The organism is Streptomyces endophytica (genome assembly GCF_026153355.1).
In the GTDB taxonomy this organism is placed as follows: Bacteria; Actinomycetota; Actinomycetes; order Streptomycetales; family Streptomycetaceae; genus Streptomyces; species Streptomyces endophytica.
The window spans coordinates 6,610,834-6,633,904 of record NZ_CP110636.1; the positions used below are offsets into that span (position 1 = coordinate 6,610,834).

At 74.1% G+C, this 23,071-nt stretch carries 18 protein-coding genes and 4 pseudogenes; 5 read left to right on the forward strand and 17 right to left on the reverse strand.

The genetic code is table 11. The features are described 5' to 3' along the window. Positions 1 to 7 precede the first annotated feature (7 nt). The 10 genes from OJ254_RS29490 to OJ254_RS29535 all read right to left on the reverse strand — a co-directional run bounded on the left by OJ254_RS29490 (position 8) and on the right by OJ254_RS29535 (position 12,586). A complete protein-coding gene (locus tag OJ254_RS29490; protein WP_265364824.1) occupies positions 8 to 1,066 on the reverse strand; it encodes an aldo/keto reductase in 1,059 nt (352 codons plus the stop codon). A gap of 177 nt (positions 1,067 to 1,243) precedes the next feature. Beyond that, entirely contained in the window at positions 1,244 to 3,301 is a 2,058-nt protein-coding gene (locus tag OJ254_RS29495; protein WP_265364825.1) for a phosphocholine-specific phospholipase C, read from the reverse strand. Positions 3,302 to 3,570: 269 nt separating this feature from the next. Next, positions 3,571 to 4,866, reverse strand: a complete 1,296-nt coding sequence (locus OJ254_RS29500) for an MFS transporter (protein WP_265364826.1) — start codon at positions 4,864 to 4,866, stop codon at positions 3,571 to 3,573. After that, positions 4,863 to 6,041, reverse strand: coding sequence for a PLP-dependent cysteine synthase family protein (locus tag OJ254_RS29505; protein ID WP_265364827.1), 1,179 nt, complete (start codon positions 6,039 to 6,041; stop codon positions 4,863 to 4,865). Before OJ254_RS29505 ends, OJ254_RS29500 begins: the two co-directional genes overlap by 4 nt. Positions 6,042 to 6,120: 79 nt before the next feature. Then, positions 6,121 to 6,603 carry a hypothetical protein gene (locus OJ254_RS29510; RefSeq protein WP_265364828.1) on the reverse strand — a complete coding sequence of 161 codons (483 nt, stop codon included), beginning with the start codon at positions 6,601 to 6,603 and terminating at the stop codon, positions 6,121 to 6,123. 99 nt (positions 6,604 to 6,702) lie between these two features. Further along, positions 6,703 to 7,788 (reverse strand): ATP-binding protein, encoded by a 1,086-nt coding sequence (locus OJ254_RS31825; protein WP_423835984.1) that lies wholly within the window; start codon positions 7,786 to 7,788, stop codon positions 6,703 to 6,705. Positions 7,789 to 7,965: 177 nt separating this feature from the next. Next, positions 7,966 to 10,083 carry a xanthine dehydrogenase family protein molybdopterin-binding subunit gene (locus OJ254_RS29520; RefSeq protein WP_265364829.1) on the reverse strand — a complete coding sequence of 706 codons (2,118 nt, stop codon included), beginning with the start codon at positions 10,081 to 10,083 and terminating at the stop codon, positions 7,966 to 7,968. Positions 10,084 to 10,138: 55 nt separating this feature from the next. Next, positions 10,139 to 11,134, reverse strand: coding sequence for an FAD binding domain-containing protein (locus OJ254_RS29525; RefSeq protein ID WP_265364830.1), 996 nt, complete (start codon positions 11,132 to 11,134; stop codon positions 10,139 to 10,141). Beyond that, on the reverse strand, positions 11,131 to 11,805 hold the full coding sequence (locus OJ254_RS29530; protein WP_265364831.1) for a 2Fe-2S iron-sulfur cluster-binding protein: 675 nt from the start codon (positions 11,803 to 11,805) through the stop codon (positions 11,131 to 11,133). The genes OJ254_RS29525 and OJ254_RS29530 overlap by 4 nt, the downstream gene beginning before the upstream one ends. Positions 11,806 to 12,199: 394 nt before the next feature. After that, positions 12,200 to 12,586, reverse strand: coding sequence for a hypothetical protein (locus tag OJ254_RS29535; protein ID WP_030413195.1), 387 nt, complete (start codon positions 12,584 to 12,586; stop codon positions 12,200 to 12,202). A gap of 315 nt (positions 12,587 to 12,901) precedes the next feature. Between OJ254_RS29535 and OJ254_RS29540 the strand changes: the two genes are divergently transcribed. Next, positions 12,902 to 13,720: a lipase family protein gene (locus OJ254_RS29540; RefSeq protein ID WP_265364832.1), complete on the forward strand. Its 819-nt coding sequence runs from the start codon at positions 12,902 to 12,904 to the stop codon at positions 13,718 to 13,720. An 87-nt stretch (positions 13,721 to 13,807) separates the two neighbouring features. On the opposite strand, the gene OJ254_RS29545 is transcribed toward OJ254_RS29540, so the two are convergent. Beyond that, positions 13,808 to 14,428, reverse strand: coding sequence for an isochorismatase family protein (locus OJ254_RS29545; protein WP_265365364.1), 621 nt, complete (start codon positions 14,426 to 14,428; stop codon positions 13,808 to 13,810). 653 nt (positions 14,429 to 15,081) lie between these two features. On the opposite strand from OJ254_RS29545, the pseudogene OJ254_RS29550 reads away from it, so the two are divergent. Further along, positions 15,082 to 16,052 (forward strand): annotated as a pseudogene (locus tag OJ254_RS29550) (serine hydrolase domain-containing protein); the annotation flags it as partial. A 220-nt stretch (positions 16,053 to 16,272) separates the two neighbouring features. On the opposite strand, the gene OJ254_RS29555 reads toward OJ254_RS29550, so the two are convergent. Then, a complete protein-coding gene (locus OJ254_RS29555; protein ID WP_265364833.1) occupies positions 16,273 to 16,836 on the reverse strand; it encodes a MarR family winged helix-turn-helix transcriptional regulator in 564 nt (187 codons plus the stop codon). Between the two features lie 212 nt (positions 16,837 to 17,048). Here OJ254_RS29555 and OJ254_RS29560 point away from each other — a divergent pair, with 212 nt between their 5' ends. Beyond that, positions 17,049 to 17,300 (forward strand): hypothetical protein, encoded by a 252-nt coding sequence (locus OJ254_RS29560; RefSeq protein WP_265365365.1) that lies wholly within the window; start codon positions 17,049 to 17,051, stop codon positions 17,298 to 17,300. A gap of 64 nt (positions 17,301 to 17,364) precedes the next feature. On the opposite strand, the pseudogene OJ254_RS29565 reads toward OJ254_RS29560, so the two are convergent. Beyond that, positions 17,365 to 18,734: pseudogene (locus OJ254_RS29565) on the reverse strand (hypothetical protein); the annotation flags it as partial. A 162-nt stretch (positions 18,735 to 18,896) separates the two neighbouring features. Between OJ254_RS29565 and OJ254_RS29570 the strand changes: the two are divergent. Continuing rightward, positions 18,897 to 20,147: a molybdopterin-dependent oxidoreductase gene (locus OJ254_RS29570; protein ID WP_265364834.1), complete on the forward strand. Its 1,251-nt coding sequence runs from the start codon at positions 18,897 to 18,899 to the stop codon at positions 20,145 to 20,147. Between the two features lie 20 nt (positions 20,148 to 20,167). After that, complete coding sequence (locus OJ254_RS29575) at positions 20,168 to 20,725, forward strand: hypothetical protein (RefSeq protein ID WP_423836047.1); 558 nt, start codon at positions 20,168 to 20,170, stop codon at positions 20,723 to 20,725. On the opposite strand, the gene OJ254_RS31260 is transcribed toward OJ254_RS29575, so the two are convergent. The 4 genes and pseudogenes from OJ254_RS31260 to OJ254_RS29590 form a co-directional block, all read right to left on the reverse strand. After that, positions 20,650 to 20,931 (reverse strand): hypothetical protein, encoded by a 282-nt coding sequence (locus OJ254_RS31260; RefSeq protein ID WP_341483794.1) that lies wholly within the window; start codon positions 20,929 to 20,931, stop codon positions 20,650 to 20,652. The two genes, OJ254_RS29575 and OJ254_RS31260, sit on opposite strands and share 76 nt — an antisense overlap. Positions 20,932 to 21,116: 185 nt before the next feature. Next, a pseudogene (locus OJ254_RS31265) lies at positions 21,117 to 21,377 on the reverse strand (class I SAM-dependent methyltransferase); the annotation flags it as partial. After that, positions 21,374 to 22,045: a TIGR04282 family arsenosugar biosynthesis glycosyltransferase gene (locus OJ254_RS29585; protein WP_265364835.1), complete on the reverse strand. Its 672-nt coding sequence runs from the start codon at positions 22,043 to 22,045 to the stop codon at positions 21,374 to 21,376. The pseudogene OJ254_RS31265 and the gene OJ254_RS29585, both read right to left, overlap by 4 nt. A 146-nt stretch (positions 22,046 to 22,191) precedes the next feature. Beyond that, positions 22,192 to 22,767 (reverse strand): annotated as a pseudogene (locus OJ254_RS29590) (NAD-dependent epimerase/dehydratase family protein); the annotation flags it as partial. Positions 22,768 to 23,071: the final 304 nt, after the last annotated feature.

Below are 23,071 nucleotides of genomic sequence, written 5' to 3' on the forward strand. Positions count from 1 at the left end.
ACCCCGGTCAGCGGATCCCGTCGGCCGTACGGCGGTAGGTCGAGCGCCGGTCCTCGATGTCCGGCCAGCGGTCGCCGTAGACGGTGTCCAGGATGCCCGGCTCCCGGAGGAAGTCGTGCGGGAAGCCCAGCGGCACCGCGCTCACCCGGTCGAGCCGGGCCCGGGCGTCCGCGTCCAGCTCGACGCCGACGCTGGCGAGGTTGTCGGCGAGCTGGCTCTCCTTGGTGGCGCCGATGATCGGGATGATGTTGCCGGGCCGGCCGCGCAGCCAGGCCAGCGCCACCTGCGCCGGGCTCCAGCCGCCCTGTTCGGCGATCTCCAGCACCGCGTCGACGGTCTCGTCCACGTTGTGGTCACGGACGACCTCGGCATCGACCGTGGTGAGCCGGCCCTGTTCACCGCGGCGGTACTTGCCGGTGAGCTTGCCGGCCGCCAGCGGCGCCCAGGCCAGTACGGCCAGGTCGAAGGCGCGGGCCTGCGGCAGCAGTTCCCGCTCCGGGGTCCGCTCCAGCAGGTTGTAGCGCAGCTGCGAGCCCGCGAAGGCGGTCCAGCCGCGCAGTTCGGCGAGGGTGTTGGCCTGGGCGATCTCCCAGGCCGGCCAGTCCGAGACACCGACGTAGAGCACCTTGCCGGCCCGCACCACGTCGTCGAGCGCCCGCATGACCTCCTCGACCGGCGTGAAGTTGTCCCGGGCGTGCACCCACAGCACGTCGAGGTGGTCGGTCCGCAGCCGCGCGAGGCTGGCCTCGACCGAGCGGATCAGGTTCTTGCGGTGGTTGCCCGCCGCGTTCGCGTCGCCCTTGCGTGTGACGCAGGTGTACTTGCTCGCCAGGACGAAGGCGTCCCGGCGGCCCGCCAGGAGTTCCCCCAGCATCCGCTCGGAGGAGCCTTCGGTGTAGTTGTTGGCGGTGTCGAGGAAGTTGCCGCCCGCGTCGGCGTAGGCGTCCAGGATCCGGGCGCTGGTCTCCTTGGGGGTGCCCCAGCCCCATTCCTCGCCGAACGTCATCGTTCCCAGGCTCAGCTCGCTCACCCGCAGGCCGGTCCTGCCGAACAGTGTGTAGCGCACGTGGTTCCCTTCGGTCCGCTCTGGCCGGTTGTGGTCCGCACGTCACGCTAGGAGCTGGAGCGCACTTCAGGGCAAGTCACGGCGCGTACGGGCGCGCGCGTCACCGGACGCCGCCCCGGTGGGCGGTGCCGTGCCGGGGCGCCCGCGTGTGCCGCGGACGCCCCGTCGGGTGTTACGTCAGCCGGTGATGATCGCCGGGTCGCTGACGCCGACCTGGCCGTTCTCGACGTGGCCGGCGAACCGGCGCAGGAAGGCCTTGTCGGTGTCGGAGGTGACCGACAGGTCGTACCAGCGCTTGCTCGCCCGCAGGTCGATCTCCTGCTTGACGGTGGCGCCGGCGCGGACCGGGTAGGTCTGCGCGGCACCGCCGTAGGCGTTGGTGACGGTGAGGTGGGCGGTCGTGCTGCCGGGATTGGTCAGCGTGAGGACCAGGCGCCCGGTGGCCGCGTCATGACGGGCGGTCACCTCGGGGCCCTTCTTCTTGCCGTCGCCCTTGAAGGTGCGCAGGAAGCCGTTCGGCCCGAAGACGGACAGGTCGTAGACGCCCTTGGAGTAGGCGGTGTTCCAGGTGTCGGAGATCTTCTTGCCGGCCTCCGTGGTGTACGTCCAGGGGCCGTCGGTGCGGTTGCCCGCGGTGACGGTGAAGCAGGCGCCGGCCCGGGCGCCGGCGCTGAAGGTGAGCGTGAAGCGCCCGGTGGACGCGGTGCCGGCGCCGTCGACCAGCGGCGCGTACCGCAGCGGGCGGGACGGCCGGGAGCCGGGCTCCTGCTTGGGCAGCACGGGGTTGGCGGGCGGCTTGGGGACGTAGCTGTCGTGCCGGTCCCGGTCCGGCGGCTGGTAGCCGTCGGTGTCCGGCAGCGCGGCCGGCTTGGTGTTCTCCAGGGAGAAGTCGAAGGCCGAGGTCAGGTCGCCGCAGATGGCCCGCCGCCAGGGCGAGATGTTGGGCTCGTGCACCCCGAAGCGGCGCTCCAGGAACCGGATGATGGAGGTGTGGTCGAACGTCTCGGAGCAGACGTAACCACCGGTGCTCCAGGGCGAGACGACGAGCATCGGCACGCGCTGGCCGAGGCCGTAGGGGCCGGCCGAGTAGGTGGCGTTGCCGGAGAAGGAGTCGAGCGTGGTGTCCACGGTGGACAGGCCCTGTGCGGCGGAGGCCGGCGGGTAGGGCGGGACGACGTGGTCGAAGTACCCGTCGTTCTCGTCGTACGTGATGAACAGGGCGGTCTTGCTCCACACCTCGGGGTTGGAGGTGAGCGCGTCCAGGACCTGGGAGACGTACCAGGCGCCGTAGTTGGCGGGCCAGTTGGGGTGCTCGGAGAACGCCTCGGGGGCGGCGATCCAGGAGACCTGGGGCAGCTTGCCGGCCTTGACGTCGGCCTTGAGCCGGTCGAAGTAGCCGTCGCCCTGCTTGGCGTTGGTGCCGGTGCGGGCCTTGTCGTAGAGCGGGTCGCCGGGCTTGGCGTCGCGGTACTGGTTGAAGAAGAGCAGCGAGTTGTCGCCGTAGTTGCCGCGGTAGGCGTCGTCGATCCAGCCCCACTTGCCGTTGGCGTCCAGGCCGTCGCCGATGTCCTGGTAGACCTTCCAGGAAATCCCGGCCTTCTCCAGCCGCTCCGGGTACGTCGTCCAGCTGTAGCCGAGCTCTTCGTTGCCCAGGACCGGGCCGCCACCGGAGCCGTCGTTGCCGACGTGGCCGGAGAACATGTAGTAACGGTTGGGGTCGGTGGCCCCGATGATCGAGCAGTGGTACGCGTCGCAGATGGTGAACGCGTCGGCCAGCGCGTAGTGGAACGGGATGTCCTTGCGGGTCAGATAGGCCATCGTGCCGGTGCCCTTGGCGGGGATCCAGCTGTCGTACTTGCCGTTGTTCCAGGCCTTGTGGCCGCCGGCCCAGTCGTGGTTGAGGCCCTCGATGAACTGCATGCCGAGGTTGTCGGCGTCGGGCTGGTACGGCAGGACGTCCTTGTCGCCGTCCGGCTGGTGCCACACGGACTTGCCGCTCTCCAGGATGACCGGGCGCGGATCGCCGAAGCCCCGGACGCCCTTCAGGGAGCCGAAGTAGTGGTCGAAGGATCGGTTCTCCTGCATGAGCACCACGACGTGCTCGATGTCCTTGATGGAGCCGGAGCTGCGGGTGGCGGGGATGGCGGCGGCCCGGGCGATGCTGCTGGACAGCGCCGAAACGCCCGCGGTGGCACCGGCGATCTGGAGGAATCGCCGCCGATTGAGTTCAGCCATGAGTCTGAGGACCTCGCGATATGGGGGGGCTGGGGAATGGGGGCGGTGCTGTTCGGTTGTGTGAGGTGCTGTGCGGTGACAGCGTCAGCAGAGTGTTCCAAGAGGAACGAGCGTCAGGGAAGGGGGGGTGTCCCATGTGTGACGGATCGCCGTACGAACAGCGAACTCCCTGGTCGGAGCGGTCGGGAGGGAGGGGCGCGGGGCCCGCTCGGTGACCTGGGCCGGTGGCCGCCCGGCGCGTACCGGGATCCGGGCGGCCACCGGGTGGGTCAGCCCGGCACCACCGCCGGGCCACCGTGGCGGGTCAGCCGCCCGGTGCGGTGCAGACCGAGGAGGGCCGCGCCGCACGCCAGACCCAGCGCGGGCAGGACGAGCCAGGGCAGTGCGGGCAGTCCGGCCGACCGGGAGGCGTCCAGGGCGGCACCGGTCAGCAGGTTGCCCAGGGTTATCCCGATCCCGCAGAAGGTGTTGTAGAGCCCGTAATGGGTGGCGACGAGGCGGTCACCGGACAGCCGGACGATGGTGTCCATCTCGAACGGGTAGGTGATCATCGTGCCGACCGCGAGCAGCAGCGCGGACAGCGCCGGCGGGACGGCCGCGAGCGCCCAGCGCCCGGGGCCGGCGTCCGGGACCGGCAGCGCGGTGGCGGCCAGCAGGGGCAGGAACGCCAGCGCCATGGTGAGCAGGCCCCACGCGAGCGCCCGGCCGGCCGGCATCCGGGCCCTGCACCAGCGGGTCACCCGGGTCTGCCCGAGGATCGTGCTCAGCCCCGAGACGGCGAACAGCGCGGCCACCGCCGCGGTGCCGAACGGGCCCTCGCCGCCCAGCCGTTTCACCTCCAGCGGCAGCGCCAGGTAGACCTGGAAGGACAGCACGTACGAGCCGGTCATGGCGGCGGAGAAGAGCAGGAACGGCCGGTTGGCCAGGACGCCCCGCCACTGCGCGAGCACACCGGTGTGCCGGCCGGCGGCGCGCTCCCGTTCCGCCCGGCCGCCGCGGGCCGGCAGCGCACGGATCTGCACGACGCTCAGCAGCGCGAAGACCCCCGCCGCCACCAGGCAGGTGACCCGGAAGCCGGCTCCGGTCAGCACCATGCCGACCAGCGGGCCGAGCAGGATCCCCGCCTGGTAGAAGACGTTGAAGAGGGCGAACGCCTCCAGCCTGCGGTCCCCCGTCGCCGCCGCCAGGTACGCCCGGACCGCCGGGTTGAACAGCGCCCCGGCCAGCCCGGTCGCCGCGGAGGCCGCGAGCAGCGCGGGCAGCGAGTCCACCAGTCCGAGGGTCGCGAAGCCCAGCGTGCGCAGCACGCAGCCGGCCACGATCAGCGGCTTGTAGCCGAACCGGTCGGCCAGTGTGCCGCCGACCAGGAACATCCCCTGCTGGCTGAAGTTGCGTACCCCCAGCACCAGTCCGACCAGCCAGCCGGCCAGTCCGAGCGTCCCGGACAGATGCGCGGCCAGATAGGGCATCAGCATGTAGAAGCCCAGGTTGATGGTGAACTGATTGACCATCAGCAGCTGGGCGCTGCGCTCGTAGGAACGCAGCTGGGCGAGCGTGCCCTTCACCGGACCACCTCCGGCGCCCCGGGCAGCCCGCCGAGCGGATCGACGACCGCGGTGCACCGGCTCCAGGCCGTCACCTCCCGTTCCCCCGGCCGGTGCAGCGTCTGGGGCCCGTCCGCCGGCGGGGCGTCGAGCAGCCCGTGGGCCGCGCAGTACTCGTCGTCGTAGACCGTGCTCAGATAGCGCTGCGGTCCGTCCGGGAAGACGGCCGCGATACGGGTGCCGGGCGGCTCGGTCCGGGCGAGCCAGCCGGCGACCAGCGCCACCGCGCCGACGCTCCAGCCGCCGGTGGCGTAGTGCGAGGAGGCCAGCTTGCGGCAGGTCCACACCGCCTCGCCCGGTGCGACCCAGTGCACCTCGCTGAACTGGTCGTAGGCGACGTTGCGCGGGTGGATGCTGGAGCCCAGCCCGCGCATCAGCCGGGGCCGGGCGGGCTGGCCGAAGATGGTCGAGCCGATGGTGTCGACGCCGACCAGCCGCAGGTCCGGGTAGAGCTGGCGCAGGACCCGGGAGACGCCGGCGGAGTGCCCGCCGGTGCCCACGCTGCACACCAGGACGTCGATGTGGCCCAGCTGGCCGGCGAGTTCGAGGGCGAGCGGCAGGTAGGCGGTGGTGTTGTCGGGGTTGTGGTACTGGTCGGGGCACCAGGAGCCGGGGTGGGTGGCGAGCAGTTGGGCGACCCGGTCGCGGCGGGCCTGCTGCCAGCCGCCGGTGGGATGCGGTTCGGCGACCAGCTCGACGTGTGCGCCGTAGGCGGTCAGCAGCCGGGTCATCGAGGGTTCCAGACCGGGGTCGGTGACCAGGCTGACCGGGTGGCCGTGGACCATTCCGGCGAGCGCCAGGCCGAGGCCGAGGGTGCCGCTGGTGGATTCGATGATCCGGGCGCCGGGCCGCAACTCGCCGCGGGCCCGGGCGCGTTCGACCATGTGCAGGCCCGGCCGGTCCTTGATGCCGCCCGGGTTGCGGCCTTCGAGCTTGGCCCAGAAGCCGCGGCCGGGCGGGGTGAGCGGCTCGGAGACGTACAGCACGGGGGTGTTGCCCACCAGGCCGGGGATGCCGGCGGCGGGGGCGGCCGGGCTCCACGCGCGGGCCGGGGCGGGGATCGGGACCCGGGCCGCGGGTCCGGGTTCGGGGTGGCCGTGGAGTCCGTGGCCGGTGGTCGTGGGAAGAGGGTGCATGACTCACTCGCGTTCGGTGTGCGGAGGACAGGGACGCTCGTCCCGCGCCGGCACGGGAGGCCGGCGCGGCCACGGGCTCCTATCTCCGGCACCGGCACAGGGCGTGCAGGGTCGCCCGGCCGCCCCGCTCCGTCCCGGGCCGGGCGTCCGCCCGTTCCGCGGTGGCCGGTTGGGCGCCCGCCGCGCACAGCGCTCTCCCGAGGACACCGGGCAGCGCGGCGGCCGTCGGCGCGCCCGCGGCGGTACGTCCCTGGGGGACCTGACCGGACGGCCCCGGCAGGCACGTGTCGGCCGCGTGCCCGCCGCCCTCCCCCGCTTCCGCCGGCGGCCGGGCCACCAGGGGCACGGACGGTCCCGGCGCGGCGGCGACCGCCCGGGGACCGGCCGCATGGTGGTGCCCGCCCACACCGGTGGCACAGGGGAAAAGCACCGACAGCAGGCCGACGCACAGCAGCACCAGTGGTGTCAGCCGGAGCGGAACGCGGGGCGGTGCGGGGGACGGTGTGCGGGACCGCGTGCGGGAGGTCGGCAGGCGGAACGGGACGAGGGCGCGGCAGGGCACGGGGCCTCCGTAGGGCTGCCGCCGCGACGCGGCCGGAGCGGGCGCTCAGGGCCGCGGGCAGGCGGGAACGGCAGGGCTGGGTCCGGAAGTGGCCGGAATCTAGACCTGCTGCACCACGGAGACGGGGGTGCCGCTCGGCGGCGATAGGGCGGACGGGGTGCCGGGAAGACGGCCGCAGCGGACCGGTACCGGCGCGGGCCGGGCCGGGCCGGTCAGCGGGCGGGCACACGGGGGCGCCACCGGGCCGCCCTGCTGGGGCTGGCCGGCGAGGCAGAGCTCGTCGGAGTGGTGGCCGCCGGGGTCGTGCCGGTGCTCCGCGGGCCCGGCGTCCTCGGGGGCGAGCCAGGCGCCGGGGCCGGCGGCCGCGGAGGCCGCGACCGGAACGGCGCTCACCGGATGGCCCTCGGGGCTCTCCGCCCGCGCACCGTGGGCGACGAGCACGCCGAGCAGCAGCGCGGCCAGCCACAGCAGCGGGAACGGGACCGCCGAAGGGCGGTGCCGTCGCGCGCCGTTGAGGCTCCGGGCCGTTGCCATGCCGCGATCGTAACCGCAGCGGACGGCCGGCGTCCGGCTCAACTGCCGTCGCGGGGGCGGATATCGGCCGGTGGGCGAGGCGTGCCGGGTCACGCCGTGGCGGACGCCTCGCCGGGTTCGGTGACCGTGACCCCGTCCTGTCGCGGACGTATCAGGCGAGGCGGGCGGGCTCGGCGAGCGGCTCGGCCGGTAGGACCGGGGGACCGCCGGCCGGCCCTTCTCGTCGGGCACGCTGCGCAGCGGGACACGGCCGGCCAGCCGCGTCTTGCGGGTCGCCTCGACGCGCCGGGTGAACCAGATGACCTTGCCGTCGGGGGTGCCGCAGGTGCCCCAGCTGTCGCTGAGCGCGGCGACCCGGGAGAGCCCGCCGCCGGCGGCGCTCCGCAGCTTCGGCAGCCGCGGGCCCTCGTCGGCGACGGAGGCCGTCAGATTGCGGCCGGACCAGCGGAGTTCGACGACGCAGCGGGCCTCCGGGCCGATGTGGCGATGGACGTTGGTCAGGAGTTCCGCGACTCCCCGGCATACGGGCGGGATATGGAGCTCGAGGTCCCAATACCTCAGGTGCGCGGCAAGAATCCGCTGGATCTGCGGCACGCGCTCCGCCGAAGCATGCAGTTCGACCGTGTAGTGCCGGTCGCTGGGAAGTCTCATGTCGTGGCTCCTCACCGCGAGAGGCTCACGTCCTTCACCTCGTTGGACCAACGAACCCCGAACACGAAGAGTGAGCATCTGGTACGTATGGGTCATTGTCATGCTGGCCCGCCCACCGGGGGCCCGCAACAGCTCAGCGGCCACCGGGCTCCTCGGCGCTCACCTGATACGACCCGCTCACAAGTGGGGCAGCACCTTGTCCGGGGTGAGCGGAATGTCGCGCAGCCTTACTCCAGTCGCGTGCCACACGGCGTTGGTGACGGCCGCCGCGGTGCCCACGATGCCGATCTCGCCGATGCCCTTGCTGCCCATGGGGTTGAGGTGCGGATCCTCCTCCTCGACCCAGTACGCCTCGATCCGCGGCGCGTCGGCGCAGGCCGGCACGTGGTAGCCGGCCAGATCGCACCCGGCGAAGCCGCCGAACTCCGGGTCCACCTCGCTGCCCTCGGTGAGCGCCATGCCCAGCCCCATGGTCATCCCGCCGATGAACTGGGAGCGCGCGGTACGGGGGTTCAGGATGCGGCCGGTCGCGAACACGCCCGTCAGGCGGCGCACCCGGATCTCGCCGGTGACCGTGTCGACCTGCACCTCGGCGAACGTGGCACCGAACGAGTGCCGGGCGTACGGGGACCGTTCGGAGGTCTCCTGGCGGGTGTCGGCGGCGACCGTGAAGCCGTCGGCCGGGAGCGGCCCGACGTGGTCCCGCAGCCGGGCCCGCAGCGCCGTGCACGCCTTGTGGACCACCCAGCCCCACGAGCCGGTGCCGGCCGAGCCGCCGGCCAGCATCGCGGGCGGCAGATCGCTGTTGCCGATCTCGACCCGGACCCGGTCCTCCGGGGCCATCAGCGCGCCGGCGGCGATCTGCGCGAGGACGGTACGGGCGCCGGTGCCGATGTCGGTGGCGTTCACCCGGATCCGGAAGGTGCCGTCGCGGTCGGCGTGCGCCTCGGCGTCGGAACCGACGATCAGGACGGGGTAGGTGGACGCGGCCACACCGGTGCCGAGCAGCAGATCGCCCTCGCGGCGCACGCCGGGGCGCGGGTCGCGCGACGACCAGCCGAACCGCTCGGCACCGTCGCGCAGACAGCCCACGAGGTGCCGGCTGCTGAAGGCCCGGTCACTGTCCGGCTCGGTGTCCGGTTCGTTGCGCATCCGCAGTTCGATCGGGTCGATGCCCAGCCGGACGGCGAGTTCGTCCATGGCGGACTCCAGGGCGTACATGCCGGGGCACTCGCCCGGGGCGCGCATCCACGAGGGGGTCGGTACGTCGAGCGGGACGACGCGGTGCACGGTGCGGCTGTTCGGCGCGGCGTACATGACGCGGGCCGGCACCGCGGCCTGCTCGACGAACTCGGTGACGGTGGAGGTGTGGGTGGCGCTCTCGTGGGACAGCGCGGTGATCACGCCGTCGCTGCCGGCGCCCAGCCGCACCCGCTGGATCGTCGGGGCGCGGTGGCCGACGACGTCGGGCATCTCCCGGCGCGGCACGGAGACCTTGACCGGCCGCCCGGTGTGGCGCGCGGCCATCACGGCCAGGACGACCTGCGGCCGCGGCGTCCCCTTGGAGCCGAAGCCGCCGCCGACGTGTTCCGAGACGACGGTGATCTCGCTCTTGTCGAGCTTGAAGAGGGCGGCCAGTTCCTCACACGTCTTGGTGGCCCCCTGGTTCGAGTCGTGGACCGTCAGATGCCCCTCGCTCCAGTGCGCGGTCGAGGCGTGCGGTTCCATCGGGTGGTTGTGCAGCGGGGGCACGTGGTAGGTCGCGTCCACGGTGACCGGCGCGGCGGCGAACGCCCCCTCGAAGTCGCCGCGTTCCCGCGTCCCCGGATAACCGCCGTTGACCTCCTCCGGCTCGTACAGCCGCGGGTGGTCGGCCCGCAGCAGGACGTCGGCGCCGTCGTCGGTCTCGTACGTCACCCGGACGGCCTCGGCGGCCGCCCGCGCCGTTTCGAGGGTGTCGGCGACGGCGAGCGCCACGTACCAGCCGCGGTGCGGCACCCGGTCCTCCTGGAGCACCGACAGGGTCGGGTCCTCGGCGGCGGCCAGCCGGGGCGCGTTCTCGTGCGTGAGCACCGTGATCACACCGGGCAGCGCGAGCGCCTCCGCGGTGTCCACGGCGGCGACCCGGCCGCGCGGGACGCCCGCGGCGACCGGCCAGCCGTAGGCGCAGCCGGGCGGGGTGTGTTCGGCCGCGTAACGGGCGGCTCCGGTGACTTTCTCCCGGCCCTCCCGCCGGACGAGCGGTTCGCCCAGGGGGTACGGGGGTGGGCCGAGCGGGAAGGTGTGGGGGCTCATGAGCGGGTCCTTGGGTGCTCCTGGAGACCCTGGTGGGTCCTGGGGTGGGTGGAGGTCAGCCGCGGGCGGGTGGGGCCGCCAGTTCGGTCAGGACGGCGACGGCGAGGTTGCGGGCCAGCGGGACCTTGAACCCGTTGTCGCGCAGCGGCTCGGCGGCGGCGAGTTCGGCCTCGGCGGCGCGGGCGAAGGTGTCCTCGGTGGCGGGGGCGTCCCGCAGCACCTCTTCGGCCGCGCGGGCCCGCCACGGCCGGTGCGCGAGCCCCCCGAACGCCAGCGCGGCGCGCCGTACGACACCGTCCCGGACGTCCAGCACGGCGGCGACGGAGGCGAGCGCGAAGGCGAACGACGCGCGGTCGCGGGCCTTGCGGTAGCGGGACCGCGCCCCGCGGTCCGCTGGCGGCAGCTGCACGGCGGTGATCAGTTCGCCGGGCCGGATGACGGTGTCCTGCTCGGGGTGGTCGCCGGGCAGCCGGTGGAACTCGGTCACCGGCACGCTCCGGTCGCCGTCCGGGCCGTGCAGGTGGACGGTCGCGTCGAGGGCGGCCAGCGCCACCGCCATGTCGGAGGGCTGGGTGGCCACGCAGTGCGGGGAGTGGCCCAGTACGGCGAGGTCGCGGTGGATGCCCTCACGGGCCGGACAGCCGGACCCCGGCTCACGCTTGTTGCAGGGCTTGGAGACGTCCTGGAAATACAGGCAGCGGGTGCGCTGCAGCAGATTGCCCCCGGTGGTCGCCGTATTGCGCAGCTGGCCCGAGGCGCCGGACAGCACCGCCTGCGACAGCACCGGGTAGCGCTCGCGCACGGGGGCCGCCGCGGCCAGGGCGCTGTTGCTGACCATCGCCCCGATGCGGAGCCCGCCGTCCGGCAGCTCCTCGATGTGGTCCAGCGGCAGCCGGGTGACGTCGATGAGCAGGCCGGGCCGCTCCACGCCCAGTTTCATCAGGTCGACGAGGTTGGTGCCCCCGCCGAGGAACCGGGCTCCCGGCTGTCCCTCGGCGGCCCGTACGGCCTCCTCGACGCTCGTCGCCCGCAGGTATCCGAACGGCTTCATGACGCCATCCCCTGGTCGGTGGACACGTCATGGACCGCCTCGACGATCCGGGGGTACGCCCCACAGCGGCACAGGTTGCCGCTCATCCGCTCGCGGATCTCCTCGACGGTCAGCTGCACCGGCCCGCCCTGGGGCGCGTCGGCCGGTGTCACGTGGGACGGGAAGCCGTCAGCCGCCTCCTGGAGCACTCCCACGGCCGAGCAGATCTGGCCCGGGGTGCAGTAGCCGCACTGCAGCGCGTCCCGCTCCACGAACGCTTCCTGGAGCGGATGCAGCCGCTCCCCGTGCGCCAGCCCCTCGATGGTGGTGATGTGCCGTCCGTCCTGGGCCACGGCCAGCAGCAGACAGCTGTTGGCGCGCCGGCCGTCGACCAGCACCGTGCAGGCGCCGCACTGCCCGTGGTCGCAGCCCTTCTTGGCCCCGGTGAGGCCGAGGTGCTCACGGAGCACGTCGAGGACCGTGGTGCGGTGATCCAGGGTCAGCTCGTACGCGGTTCCGTTGACGTGCAGAACCAGCGCGGAACTCTGCTCGGCCGCCGCCTCGGCGGGCCGGGCGGAGCGGGCGGGGCCGGCGGTGGCCGTCCCGGCGCGCGTTCCGGCACCGGTCCCGGAACGCGCGGCGCCGGCCGCCCGCGCCCCTCCGGCGTCCGCCGGTTGATTGGTGGGCTGCACTCGCTTCTGCCTTTCCTCGCTCCGGTTCCCCCTGGGATTCCCCGGTGGCGCACCTTGCGGTACTCCGGTGGCATACCTTGCGGTACCCCGGCGACATACCTTGCGGTACTCCGGTGGCGTACCTTGCGGTACTTCGGTGGCGTACGCCTGTGGCGTGCGCCCTCGCCGCGTTGTGCCGTGGCGTTATTTGTTTTTCCCCGCCGCCCACCCCCCTTCGGGGGGTGGGCGGGTCAGGAGAGCCGTCCGCCCCGCCGAAGGGGCCGGTCGCCCCGTCGAGGCCGGTCACCCCACCGAAGAGGCCTGTCACCCCGTCGCTGGGGCCAGTCTCCCCCCGGACTTCCGGGCGCCCGCCCTGGTCCCGGGCTTTTCGGCGCCGCCCTGGGCCGGTGGCCGGCTAGCGGGATTCCAGGCGGAGTTCGACCTCCTTCTCCTGGTCGCCGGCGGCCATCCCGAGGATGTGCACCGTGAACGCCGGCTCCAGGCCCTTGCACAGCTGGTCGACCGCCCAGTAGCCGCCCTGGAGGCTGACCAGCACCGGCGCCGTCAGCCGCCGGGGCTCGGCCTCGGCCTTGTGCTCGCTCACGTCGATGGTCGAGGTCCACACCGTCGGCCCGGCCCCCGCCATTTCCTCGGGCACGTCGTCGGCGGCCCGGTCGGAGGCGAAGGCGGTCCGCAGGGCGCTGAAGACGGCATGCGCGTCCTGCGTCGCACAGCTCTCCAGTTCCACCACCACCTCGGCCGATACGTGTTCCGCGTGTGACGCCTGTTCCGCGCTGTTCACTGTGGGGCCTTCCTCTGTGGGCCTTCCGCTGGGAGCCGAACGCTTCCAGGCTCGCCCCCCGGCCCGCTCTGTGCGACCCGAGGCTCGAACGAGTGGTTTAAACGGGCGCAACGGCGCGGCGCACCCCAGGAGAGTTACGCTCAGTAATCACAGCGCGCATTCTGTAATCGCCCACGGCCGCCGGTGCCGCGCACCCTTTGTTCCCGCTGCCTCTTGCTCCCGTCGCACCGCCGGCAACCCACCGCAGTACGTCCACGAGCGGTCCGCGAGCAGGTCGGCCGCCGAACCCCTCGTTTCGATCTCCAGGAGCCCACGTTGACCAGCACCGTCATCGATCAGAAGGTCACCGGTTACAGCGTCCGCCATGCGCTCTGCATGGCGCGCGTCGCCGAGCTCGCGTACAAGGACGAGCCGGCCATCGACAAAGCCGCCCGGGAATGGGGCTTCGACCGGGTGCGCCACCACCACACCACGTTCCGGCCGCCGTTCCCGCTGGAGGACACCCAGGCCTACACCCTCGGCGGCCGCGACATGATCATCACCGCCTTCCGGGGGACCGAGCCGGCGAACATGCGCGACTGGCTGTCCGACACGACGACCCCGCCGTGGCCGGGCCCCGGCGGCAAGGGGTACATCCACTACGGCTTCGCCGAGGCGCTGGAGTCCGTCTGGCCGCAGGTCCACAACGCCGTCCACGAGTTCCGGGACAACGGCCAGACCGTGTGGTTCACCGGCCACAGCCTGGGCGGTGCGCTGGCGATGCTGGCCGGGGCCCGGCTGCACTTCGAGGAGCCGTATCTGACGGCCACCGGCGTCTACACCTTCGGCCAGCCGCGGACCTGCGACCGGCTGCTGACGCGGGAGTTCGACGCGGCCTTCACCGACCGCATGTACCGCTTCGTCAACAACAACGACGTCGTGCCCCAGCTCCCCCCGGAGCCCGCCTTCCACCACGTCTCCACGCTGCGCTACATCGACTCCACGGGAAAGATCCACTCCACCATGCCGGTGATCACCGGCCTCTTCGACCACGCCAAGGGATACACCGCCGACCTGCTCGCGCCCACGTCGGACGGCGTCCGGGACCACTTCATGGGGGCGTACATCACCGCACTGGAGAAGAACCAGAACTGACCCGGGGTGCCGCGGCGCGGAGGCTGACCGGGGGTGCCGCGGCTCCCGTCAGGTCAGCGCTCCTACCCGGTCAGCCCGCCCGCCGGGTCAGCGCTCCCGGCGGGCAGGGGCCGGCGCCGTGAAGGTGACGTCGGCGGCCCGGGCGACGATCTCGACCTCGTCGCCCAGCGCCCATTCGGCGGCACGGGCGTTCATCGCGGCCGGGACGACGCCACTGATGCCCGGGGCCGCGGGGATGTCGTAGGTGCCGTGCGCGTCGTGCGGCAGGACCACGCGGTAGTCGCGGGCCAGGGCCGTGCGGGCGGTCGCGCTGACGCACATCTCGGAGAGCACCCCGCAGATCACCAGCTCCCGGGCGTCCGCCGCCTCCAGCAGGTCGCCCAGCACCGTGCCGTCGAAGCCGTCGTCCTGCGTCTTGCGGACCACGGTCTCGCGCGGCCCCGGCTCGACGGGCAGGTGGAGTTCCCAGCCGGGGGTGTGCGGTGCGTCGACGGTGCCGGGCTCGCCGTCGTTCTGGAGGTGGACGACGAGGGCCCCGGCGGCGCGGGCCCGGGCCAGCAGGTCCCGGCTCCGGTCGAGCACCCGCGCCGCGTCCGGCACGGCGTCCTCGCCCACGACGAAGGCCGATTGGATGTCGACGAGGATCAGCGCGTCGACGGGACGGACCGGCGCGCCGGCGCCCCCGTCCCCGCCCCCGCCGTCCGCCACGGCGTCGGCGTCGGCGTCGCCCAAGGCTCTCGCGCCCGCGCCCGCGCCCGCGTCCGCGTCCGCATCAGCGTCCGCGTCGGCATGGGCATGGGCATCGACATCGCCCATGGTGCTGGCGCCCGCATAAGCCTCGTCGACCTCGTCGACCTCGTCGACCTCGTCTGCCGCGTCGAGCGCGTCCGCCGCGTCGGCCTCGTCGGTGGTGGTGGTCATGATGACCATGGTGCGGGTGGGGCGCGCCCATCCGTGCCGGCAGGGACCTGATCCGGCCACCACCCGGCTCCTGGCCCCTCCGCCCCCGCCTCCCGGCCTCGGCCTCGGCCTCCCCCGCCTTCCCGGCTGCTCCGCCCCCCACCTCCCAGCCCGCACTTCCCCCGCCCCCTGACACGCGGTTCTCGGCCGTCCGGGTCCATATGGTTGCCATGGGCATCGAACTGGGCGGATCATCCCGTAGGGACGCCGTTTCGCAGGTACAGGCGTACGTACGCACACCCCTGCGTACGGGATGAGCGCACCGGGCGACGCGAGAAGAGGCAGTCGTGGGACCAGCCACCGTCAACGTCAACGGCCACTGCGCACCGGAGTTCGCGGGCGTGCAGGAGGCATTCGAGCGGAATTTCCGGCGGCACGGAGAGGTCGGGGCCGCGGTCACGGTGACCCTGGACGGGGAGCCGGTGGTCGACCTGTGGGGCGGCCACAAGGACGCGGAACGGACGCGGGACTGGGAGCGCGACACCCTGGTCAACGTCTACTCGACGTCCAAGGGGATGACGGCGCTCTGCGCCCATCTGCTCGTGGACCGCGGGGAGTTGGACCTCGATGCGCCGGTCGCCCGCTACTGGCCGGAGTTCGCGCAGGCCGGCAAGGCGGACTTACCCGTCCGCTGGCTGCTCAGCCACCGCTCCGGCCTGATCGCGCCGCGCACGCCGCTGCCGCCCGGTCGCGCCTACGACTGGGACGAGGTCTGCGCGGTGCTGGCGGCGACCGAGCCCTGGTGGGAGCCGGGGACGGCCCAGGGCTATCACGCGGTGACCTTCGGCTTTCTCGTCGGCGAGGTCGTCCGGCGGATCACCGGGCAGTCCCTGGGGTCGTTCCTGCGCAGCGAGATCGCGGAGCCGCTGGGGGCCAGGGTGTTCATCGGCACCCCGGCCGAGGAGCACGCCGCCTGCGCGGACATGGTCGGGCAACTGGACGAGTCGCTGCTCGCCGAGCGGCTTCCCGGTGCGCCGAGGCCGCCGTTCCGGTCCCTGGACGACCATCCGATGGCCGTCATCATGCTCTCCCTGGTGTCCATCCCGACCGGTGACGTCAACAGCGCGGCCTACCGCTCGGCGGAGATCCCGGGCGGCAATGCGCACGCCTCCGCGCACGGGCTCGCGACGGTGTACGGGGCGCTGGTGGGCGGCCGGCTGGTCGGCGCCGGGACCCTGGAGGAGATGCGCCGGTCGCAGAGCCGGCCCGGGGAACCCGATCTGGCCATAGGAGCGCTCGCCCCGCCGGGCTTCGAGCTGCGCTGGGGCCTCGGCTACATGCTCAACCACCAGTGCCGGCTGGGCCCAACCCGCGGGCGTTCGGGCACGGCGGGGCCGGCGGTTCGTACGCCTTCCTGGACCCGGAGAACCGGCTGTCGTACGCGTACACCATGAACAAGTACGGCGGCGGGACGGCGGGCGACGACCCGCGCAACGGCGGTCTGGTCAAGGCGGTGTACCAGGCGCTGGAGGGACGGAGCGGCTGAGCACGGGCGGGGCGGGCGCGGCGGACACCCCTCGCCACAGCGGCCGGCGGCCGGCGGCCCGCCTCGGCCCGCGTCCGGCGGTCGGTGTCCGAAGGCCCGCGGCCCGCTACGGAGCGGCCGGTTCGGGTGGTGGCGCGGGCCGGGGCGGCACCGGCGGTGCGTCCGCGGCGTCGGCGAGGGCGCGCAGCGAGTGGACCAGGCCGGCGCGCTGGCCGGCCGGCAGCCGGGCCACGATCGCGGCGATCTCGGAATGCCGGTCGGCGAGTACCTGCGCGACGAGTTCCCGGCCCCCGTCGGTCAGTTCCAGTACGACCTCACGGCGGTTGCCGGGGTTGGCCTTGCGGGTGACGCTGCCGGCCGCCGCGAGCCGGTCGACCATCCGCATCGCGGTGGACGGATTGACCCCCAGCGCGGCGGCCAGGGTGGCGAGCTTGCTCGGGCCCTGGCTGTCGAGCACGACCAGGGTGCGCAGCTGGGGCAGGGTGAGCGAGGGCTCGATCCGGGCCAGCGCCCGGGCCGAGATCGCGACCAGCAGCCGGGAGGCGGTCAGCACGGCGGCGATGACCTCCTCGACGTCCTGGTCGAGGTCCTCGCCGCCGTCCTGCGCGCGGGCGTCCCCGGGCGTGTCCGGCCCGCCCGGCCGCCGTGCGCGATCTGCCTCGTTCCCCATGGCGCATTTATACCCGCCCCGGCATCGTGCCTGGTCGCGGGCGGTACCGCCAGGTGCGGACCGGGCCCTGCCGCGGCCCGGGACGGCCCGGAAATCCGGCCCCGCGCTCCTCCTTGCACGGCGCAATAATGGGAGGTACGGCATGACCGGGTCCGGCATGCATCCGGCGCCGCCACCCGTGCGGCGGGGGCCGGGGAGAGGGCGTGGTGATCATGGAACGGGACACCGAGACGGTTCACGAGGCGTATGCGTTCGTCTGTCTGCACTGCGGACACGGCTGGGAGGAGGAGTACGAGATCCGGCACACCACGGATCTGGCGGGCCACCGACGGGCCGACTACTTCGCGCGCGGCGTCCGGGTTCCGTCCCCGCTGACCCGCAGTGACTGCCCCTCCTGCAACCTCGGCCCGATCCGCATCCTGCGCCCCGGCCGGGTGAACTCCGCCCGGACGTATCTGGCCTGACGGCGGCCGGAACGCGGCCGGCCGGACGGCGGCGCGGGGCCTTCCGGCGGGCCGGCCCGCGTCGTCACCAGCCGGTGTACAGCAGGTGGTTGACCAGGAGCGGGAGCATGGCCTGGGCCGTCAGCCACCGGCGCCGGTGGGACGTGGGCAGCAGCGCGCAGGCGGCCAGCAGCCAGGGCGCGAAGGGGAGCCAGATGCGCTCGGTCTCCGCCTTGCTCATCCCGGAGAGATCGGCCACCAGGAGGGCGAGCAGCGCGGCCAGCACGAGCACGGTCAGGCGGTCGGCCGGGGTGGGCGGCGGGCCGGTGCGCGCGGCGGGGTGCGGGCGGAGGCGCCGCACGGCGGCCGGGGCGGCCGCGAGGGTGCGCCGCAGCGCGGCGGCGGTGGCGAGACCGGTGATCAGCACGGCGCAGGCCAGGTTGCCCCACACCCAGTACGCGTACGGGCGGACCGCCGCGGCGCCCTGGTAGTAGCGCTGGACCAGCAGCCGGTACCCCTCCCACCAGTCGAAGCCGGAGAGCGTGAAGGCCACCGCGACGGCCGCCGCCCCGGCCGCCACGAGCGGCAGCGGGCGGGCGCTCCGGGCGAGCAGCAGGACCGCGGCGGCGATCAGCACGATCAGGGTGAGTCCGTAGGAGAGGTAGCAGGTCAGGCCGAGGAGGAGCCCCGAGCCGAGGGCGGCGGCCGCGGGGCGGGTGCGCCGGGTGGCGGCGAGCGCGAGCAGGGCGAGGGACCAGGCGGCGACCGCGGCGAAGTAGCCGTCGGCGGAGGTGCCCACCCATACGGCGGCCGGGGCCAGCACGAGGTAGGGGGCGGCCCGGCGTGCGGTGGGCTCGCCGGTGAGCGCGCGCAGGGCGATGAGCACCGCGGCCACGGTGGACGTGCCGGTGACCAGGCACCAGACGCCGGCCCAGGCGCCGCCGCCCAGGCCGAGGCGGTCCAGCCCGACGAAGGTGAGGATCGCGGCCGGCGGGTGCCCGGCGACGTGGGCGGGCCAGTGGTCCGGGGCGTTGTTGAGGATGTGGCCGGTGAAGCCGTGCAGTGCCGGCCGAGGTCGTCGAAGCGGTGGATGACGGTCAGGTACTCGTAGGCGGTGGTGAGCCGGCCGGCGACACCGGTGTGCCAGCCGTCGATCAGGGCCAGTGCGGTCGTCCAGGCGAGGGCGGCGGCCCAGCCGGTGAGGAGCAGGGCCCGCCAGGGCAGCCGGGCGGCGAGCGGCGGCCCGTAGGCGATCACGAGGACGGCGACGGTGACCGCGGCGGGGGTGCCGGGGCCCAGGTGCGGAAACCACGAGGCGTACAGCGGCGGCCAGTTCACGTGCAGGCTGCCGTTGGCGTGCTCGATGACGGTGCCGATGGCGGCGGCGAGCGCGACGAGGAGGGCGCCGGCCGCGGCGGCCAGCAGATCGGCACGGCGCTCGGCGCGCTCGTCGGGTTCCGGGCGGACGGTCGCCCGGCCGGGCCGGATCTCACGGTGGGTCACACCGGCACGCTAGGCCGCCGCGGGAGTGCCGGGGCAGCGCCGTTCCGCCGACGTCAGACTTTCGTCATGCGTTGCGGGCCGCTCGGGGCGCCGGCCCCGGCATACCGTCGGCGCATGGCCGCATCCCGTCCGGTTTCGCCCACCTCCCCGTCGTTCTGGCGCAGTCCGCTGCGCGGCCCGCGGCTGACCGCGCTGCTCGGTGTGGTCCTGCTGGCCGGGATCACCCTGCTGTTCGTCACCGGGCTGCTGTCGTACGCCGCGTACAACCCCGGCCTGGCCGGTGGCGTCAACGACCAGACGCCCGGGAAGGGCCTGCTGGGGTTCTACCTCTTCAGCTGGCCCACCGGCCCGCGCTGGCTCTACCGCCTGACCCAGGGGGTGCACGTCACCCTCGGCGTGGTCCTGGTGCCCGTGCTGCTGGCGAAGCTGTGGTCGGTGATCCCGAAGCTGTTCCGGATGCCGCCGGCACGGTCGGCGGGCGATGCGCTGGAGCGGCTGTCGCTGCTGTTGCTGGTCGGCGGGGCGCTGTTCGAGTTCGTCACCGGGCTGCTCAACATCCAGCTGGCGTACCTCTTCCCCGGGTCGTTCTACCGGCTGCACTTCTACGGCGCGTGGGTGTTCATCGGCGCGTTCGTGGCCCATGTGGTGCTGCGGATGCCGCGGACCGTACGGGCGCTGCGGGAGCGGACCGATCCGGCGGCGGAGGACGACGAGACCGGGCTGGTGGCGGTCCGTCCGGACCGGCCGACGGTGAGCCGGCGGGGTGCGCTGGGACTGGTCGGCGCCGGGTCGCTGCTGTTGCTGGTGACGACGGCGGGGCAGAGCCTGGGCGGCCGGTGGCGGCGTACCGCGCTGCTGGCGCCGCACGGCGGCGCGGATCCGGGCGGCGGGCCGAACGGGTTCCAGATCAACAAGACCGCGGCGGCGGTCGGGATCCGGGCGCGGGACACCGGCGACGACTGGCGGCTGACGGTGGCGGGCGGCGGGCGCCGGGTGCGGCTGACCCGCGCCGAACTGCTGCGGCTGCCGCAGCACGAGGCGGCGTTGCCGATCGCCTGTGTGGAGGGCTGGTCGACGGACGACCAGCTGTGGAGCGGGGTGCGGTTGCGGGAGCTCGCCGCGCTGGTGGGCCTCGGCGACCGGCCGCCGGGCGTGCTGGTGGAGTCGCTCCAGCTGCACGGCGCGTTCCGCCGGGCCGCGCTGAGCGGCAGTCAGGTGCGCGATCCGCGGTCGCTGCTCGCGCTGCGGGTGGGCGGCGCGGAGCTGTCGCGGGACCACGGCTACCCGGCGCGGATCATCGTGCCGGCGGCGCCGGGGGTGCTCAACACCAAGTGGGTGGCCCGGCTGTCGTTCGGGGAGGGGTGAGCGGCGTGCGACGGGTACGGATGCCGGGTCGGGCGGCCGCGGTCCGTGGGTGGCGGCGGCTGCGCCGGCACCGCTGGTACGGCGAGGGGCCGTTGCATCTGGTGCTGATGCTCGGGTCGTTCGCCCTCACCGGTTATGCGGGGGTGCGGCTGCTGGCCGGCGGGCGGTGGCCGCTGGTGGTGGTGTGGTTCGTGGGGGCGGCGCTGCTGCACGATCTGGTGCTGCTGCCGCTGTACGCGCTCGCCGACCGTGGGGTGGTCCGGTGCACGGCGGGGGCCGGTCGGCGTCGGTCCTGGACGGCCTTCGTCCGGGTCCCCGCCGCGCTGTCGGGGCTGCTGTTGCTGGTGTGGTTCCCGCTGATCTCCTATGCGGCGGGCGGTGCCCCGGCGGCGCACTACGAGCTCGCGACCGGGCTGCCGGCCGGGGTGTTCCTGGGCCGCTGGCTGCTGATCAGCGCGGTGCTGTTCGCGGTCTCCGCCCTGTGGTTGCTGTGCCGTACGGTTCAGCCCCGGCGGGCGGTGGGCAGGCTGCGGCACCGCCGCAGGGCGACGAAGCGGCGTGCGGCGGACGGTGACTGACCGGTCCCGGTGGCGGTCCACCGCTCGACGGGTGTCCAGCCCGCGGCGTCGGCGTACCGCAGCAGTGCGGGCGTCCCGACCCGGGCCCAGGGGAACGTGACGGCGGTGTGGTGGTCCGCGTACGGGTCGCCGGCGACGCCGACCCGGGCCCGTTCGTCGACGTCCTCGGGGGCGGTCTCCACGAGGAGCAGCCCGGTCCGGTGCACCAGCGCGGCGGTGCGGACGAGCAGGGCGCGGGATCGCCGCCGATGCCGATGTTGCCGTCGAGGAGCAGCGCGGTGCCCCAACTCCCCTCCCCCGGCAGGGGGTCGAAGACCGAGCGGCGCAGTGCGGCGCCCCCGGCCGCGGCGGTACGGGCGACCGCGGCCGGGCTGACGTCGATGCCGAGTACCCGCCTGCCCGGTGCGGTGAGCGCGGCGACCAGCCGGCCGGGGCCGCAGCCGATGTCCAGGACGCTGCCCTCGCAGCGGCGCAGTGCCGCGAGGTCGGCGGCGTCCGCCGGGGCGCACCAGCGTGCGACGTCCAGCGGCAGCAACCAGCCGTCGGTACGGCGCAGGTAGAGCGGCCCGCGGCCGCGGCGCAGCGCCTCGGCGTAGGCGTCCGCGCCCCAGGCCGGCGGGTGCGGCGGGGCGGCCGGGGCGGTGGCGCTCATCGGCCGGTCACCGGGGTGAGCCGGGCGAGGGTGATGGCGAAGCGGCCGGTGGGGGCCTGGGCGGCGACCAGGTGGGCGTCGGCGGCGGTGTCGACGTCGCGGAGCGCCGGCAGGTCACCGATCCGGAGGCCGGCCGCGGCCAGGCGGGCGCGCTGGGCGGCGCCGGTGCCCGGGGTGGACATCGGGACGCCGCGCAGCAGCCGGGGGTCGGGGGCGGCCAGGCCGAGCGCCCAGAAGCCGCCGTCCTCGGCCGGGCCGAACCAGGCGTCACGGTCTTCCCAGGCGGTCAACTCCAGGGCGTGAGCCAGGAGTTCGGCGGTCACCTGGGGGGTGTCCATGCCGATGAGCAGGGTGGGCCCCCGGCTGGCGGCGAAGGCCGCGGCGAGCCGTTCGTCGAGTCCGCCGGCGCACTGCGGCCGGACCTCGAAGCCGTCCGGCAGCCAGTCCCCGGGGCGTCCGTCGAGCACCACGGTCCGCCGCCGGGCGGGCATCGCACGGACCGCGAGGAGGGTGTCGTACAGGGCCGCGGCGGCCAACTGGGCGGCTTCGTCGGGGGTGTAGGGCGGGGTCAGCCGGGTCTTGACCCGGCCGGGCACCGGTTCCTTGGCGATGACCAGGAGCGCGGTCGGGCCGTTCGGGGGCGGGGTACGGTCCGCGGGGCCGGTCATCGGGCCGTCTCCCGCGCCGGGGCGGCGGACGGGGGCTGGCCGAGCACGGCCCGCATGTCGCGGACCGCCTGCCAGGTGCCGCGCCAGGTGCCGGTGACCTTCGAACGGCCGGTGCGCGGCCGGTAGGGCACCGGGCGCTCCTCGATCCAGGACGCGGCGAGGTGTTCCTGGGCGCGCTTGGTGGCCGCGTAGACGTTGCGGGGATCGGCCGGCGCGTCCTCGTCGACCAGGCCCGGCCGCAGCTCGGAGCCGCAGTGCGGGCAGCGCGGCTCGAACCGGCCGGCGTCCAGGTCCGCCACCGCGCGCGGGCCGGGGCGCACCGTCCCGTGCGCGGGACAGGTGCAGCGGCCCTCGCCGTAGACCACCATGGACCCGGCGAGCACCAGCCGCCGGACCCCGGCCGTGGCCATCGCCGCCAGCAACACGGCGGTCCCCAGGTCGTTACAGCCGACGTAGTCGGGGGCGTCGGCGAAGTCCTTGCCCAGGCCGACCATGGCGGCCTGGTGGCAGACCGCGTCGATACCGCGCAGGGCGGCCTCGACGGCCGGCCGGTCCCGGACGTCGGCGACGATCCGGTGCGTGCCGGGCCGCGCCGGTGGCGGCTCGCGGTGTGCGGTGGGCAGCAGGGCGTCGAGGACGACGGGCTCGTGGCCGCCGGCCAGGAGGGCGTCGACGACCTGCGATCCGATGAATCCGGCGCCGCCGGTGACCAGTACGCGCATGCCGATCACGCTAAGCGCGGCGGGGCGGGACGGCCCGCGCCGCGGCGGCCGTGTCATGGGTCCGTAAGATCCGGACGTTCGTGACCGGCGGATGCCCCCGCCACTGCGATTCGGTAACGGGCGTCGGCGAGGTATTTCGATACGGCATATGTTGCATATGCTCAGGTCGGGGGTCTGGGGGCCGTTTTCGGACAGTCCGACGGCCGAGGCCCCCGTCACCCGATCACCTCACACCACACCGTCGGAGAACGCCTTGGCCGTGGAGAACGGGGAGCGCTGCACCGGCTCCCGTGTGTTGTCCGTG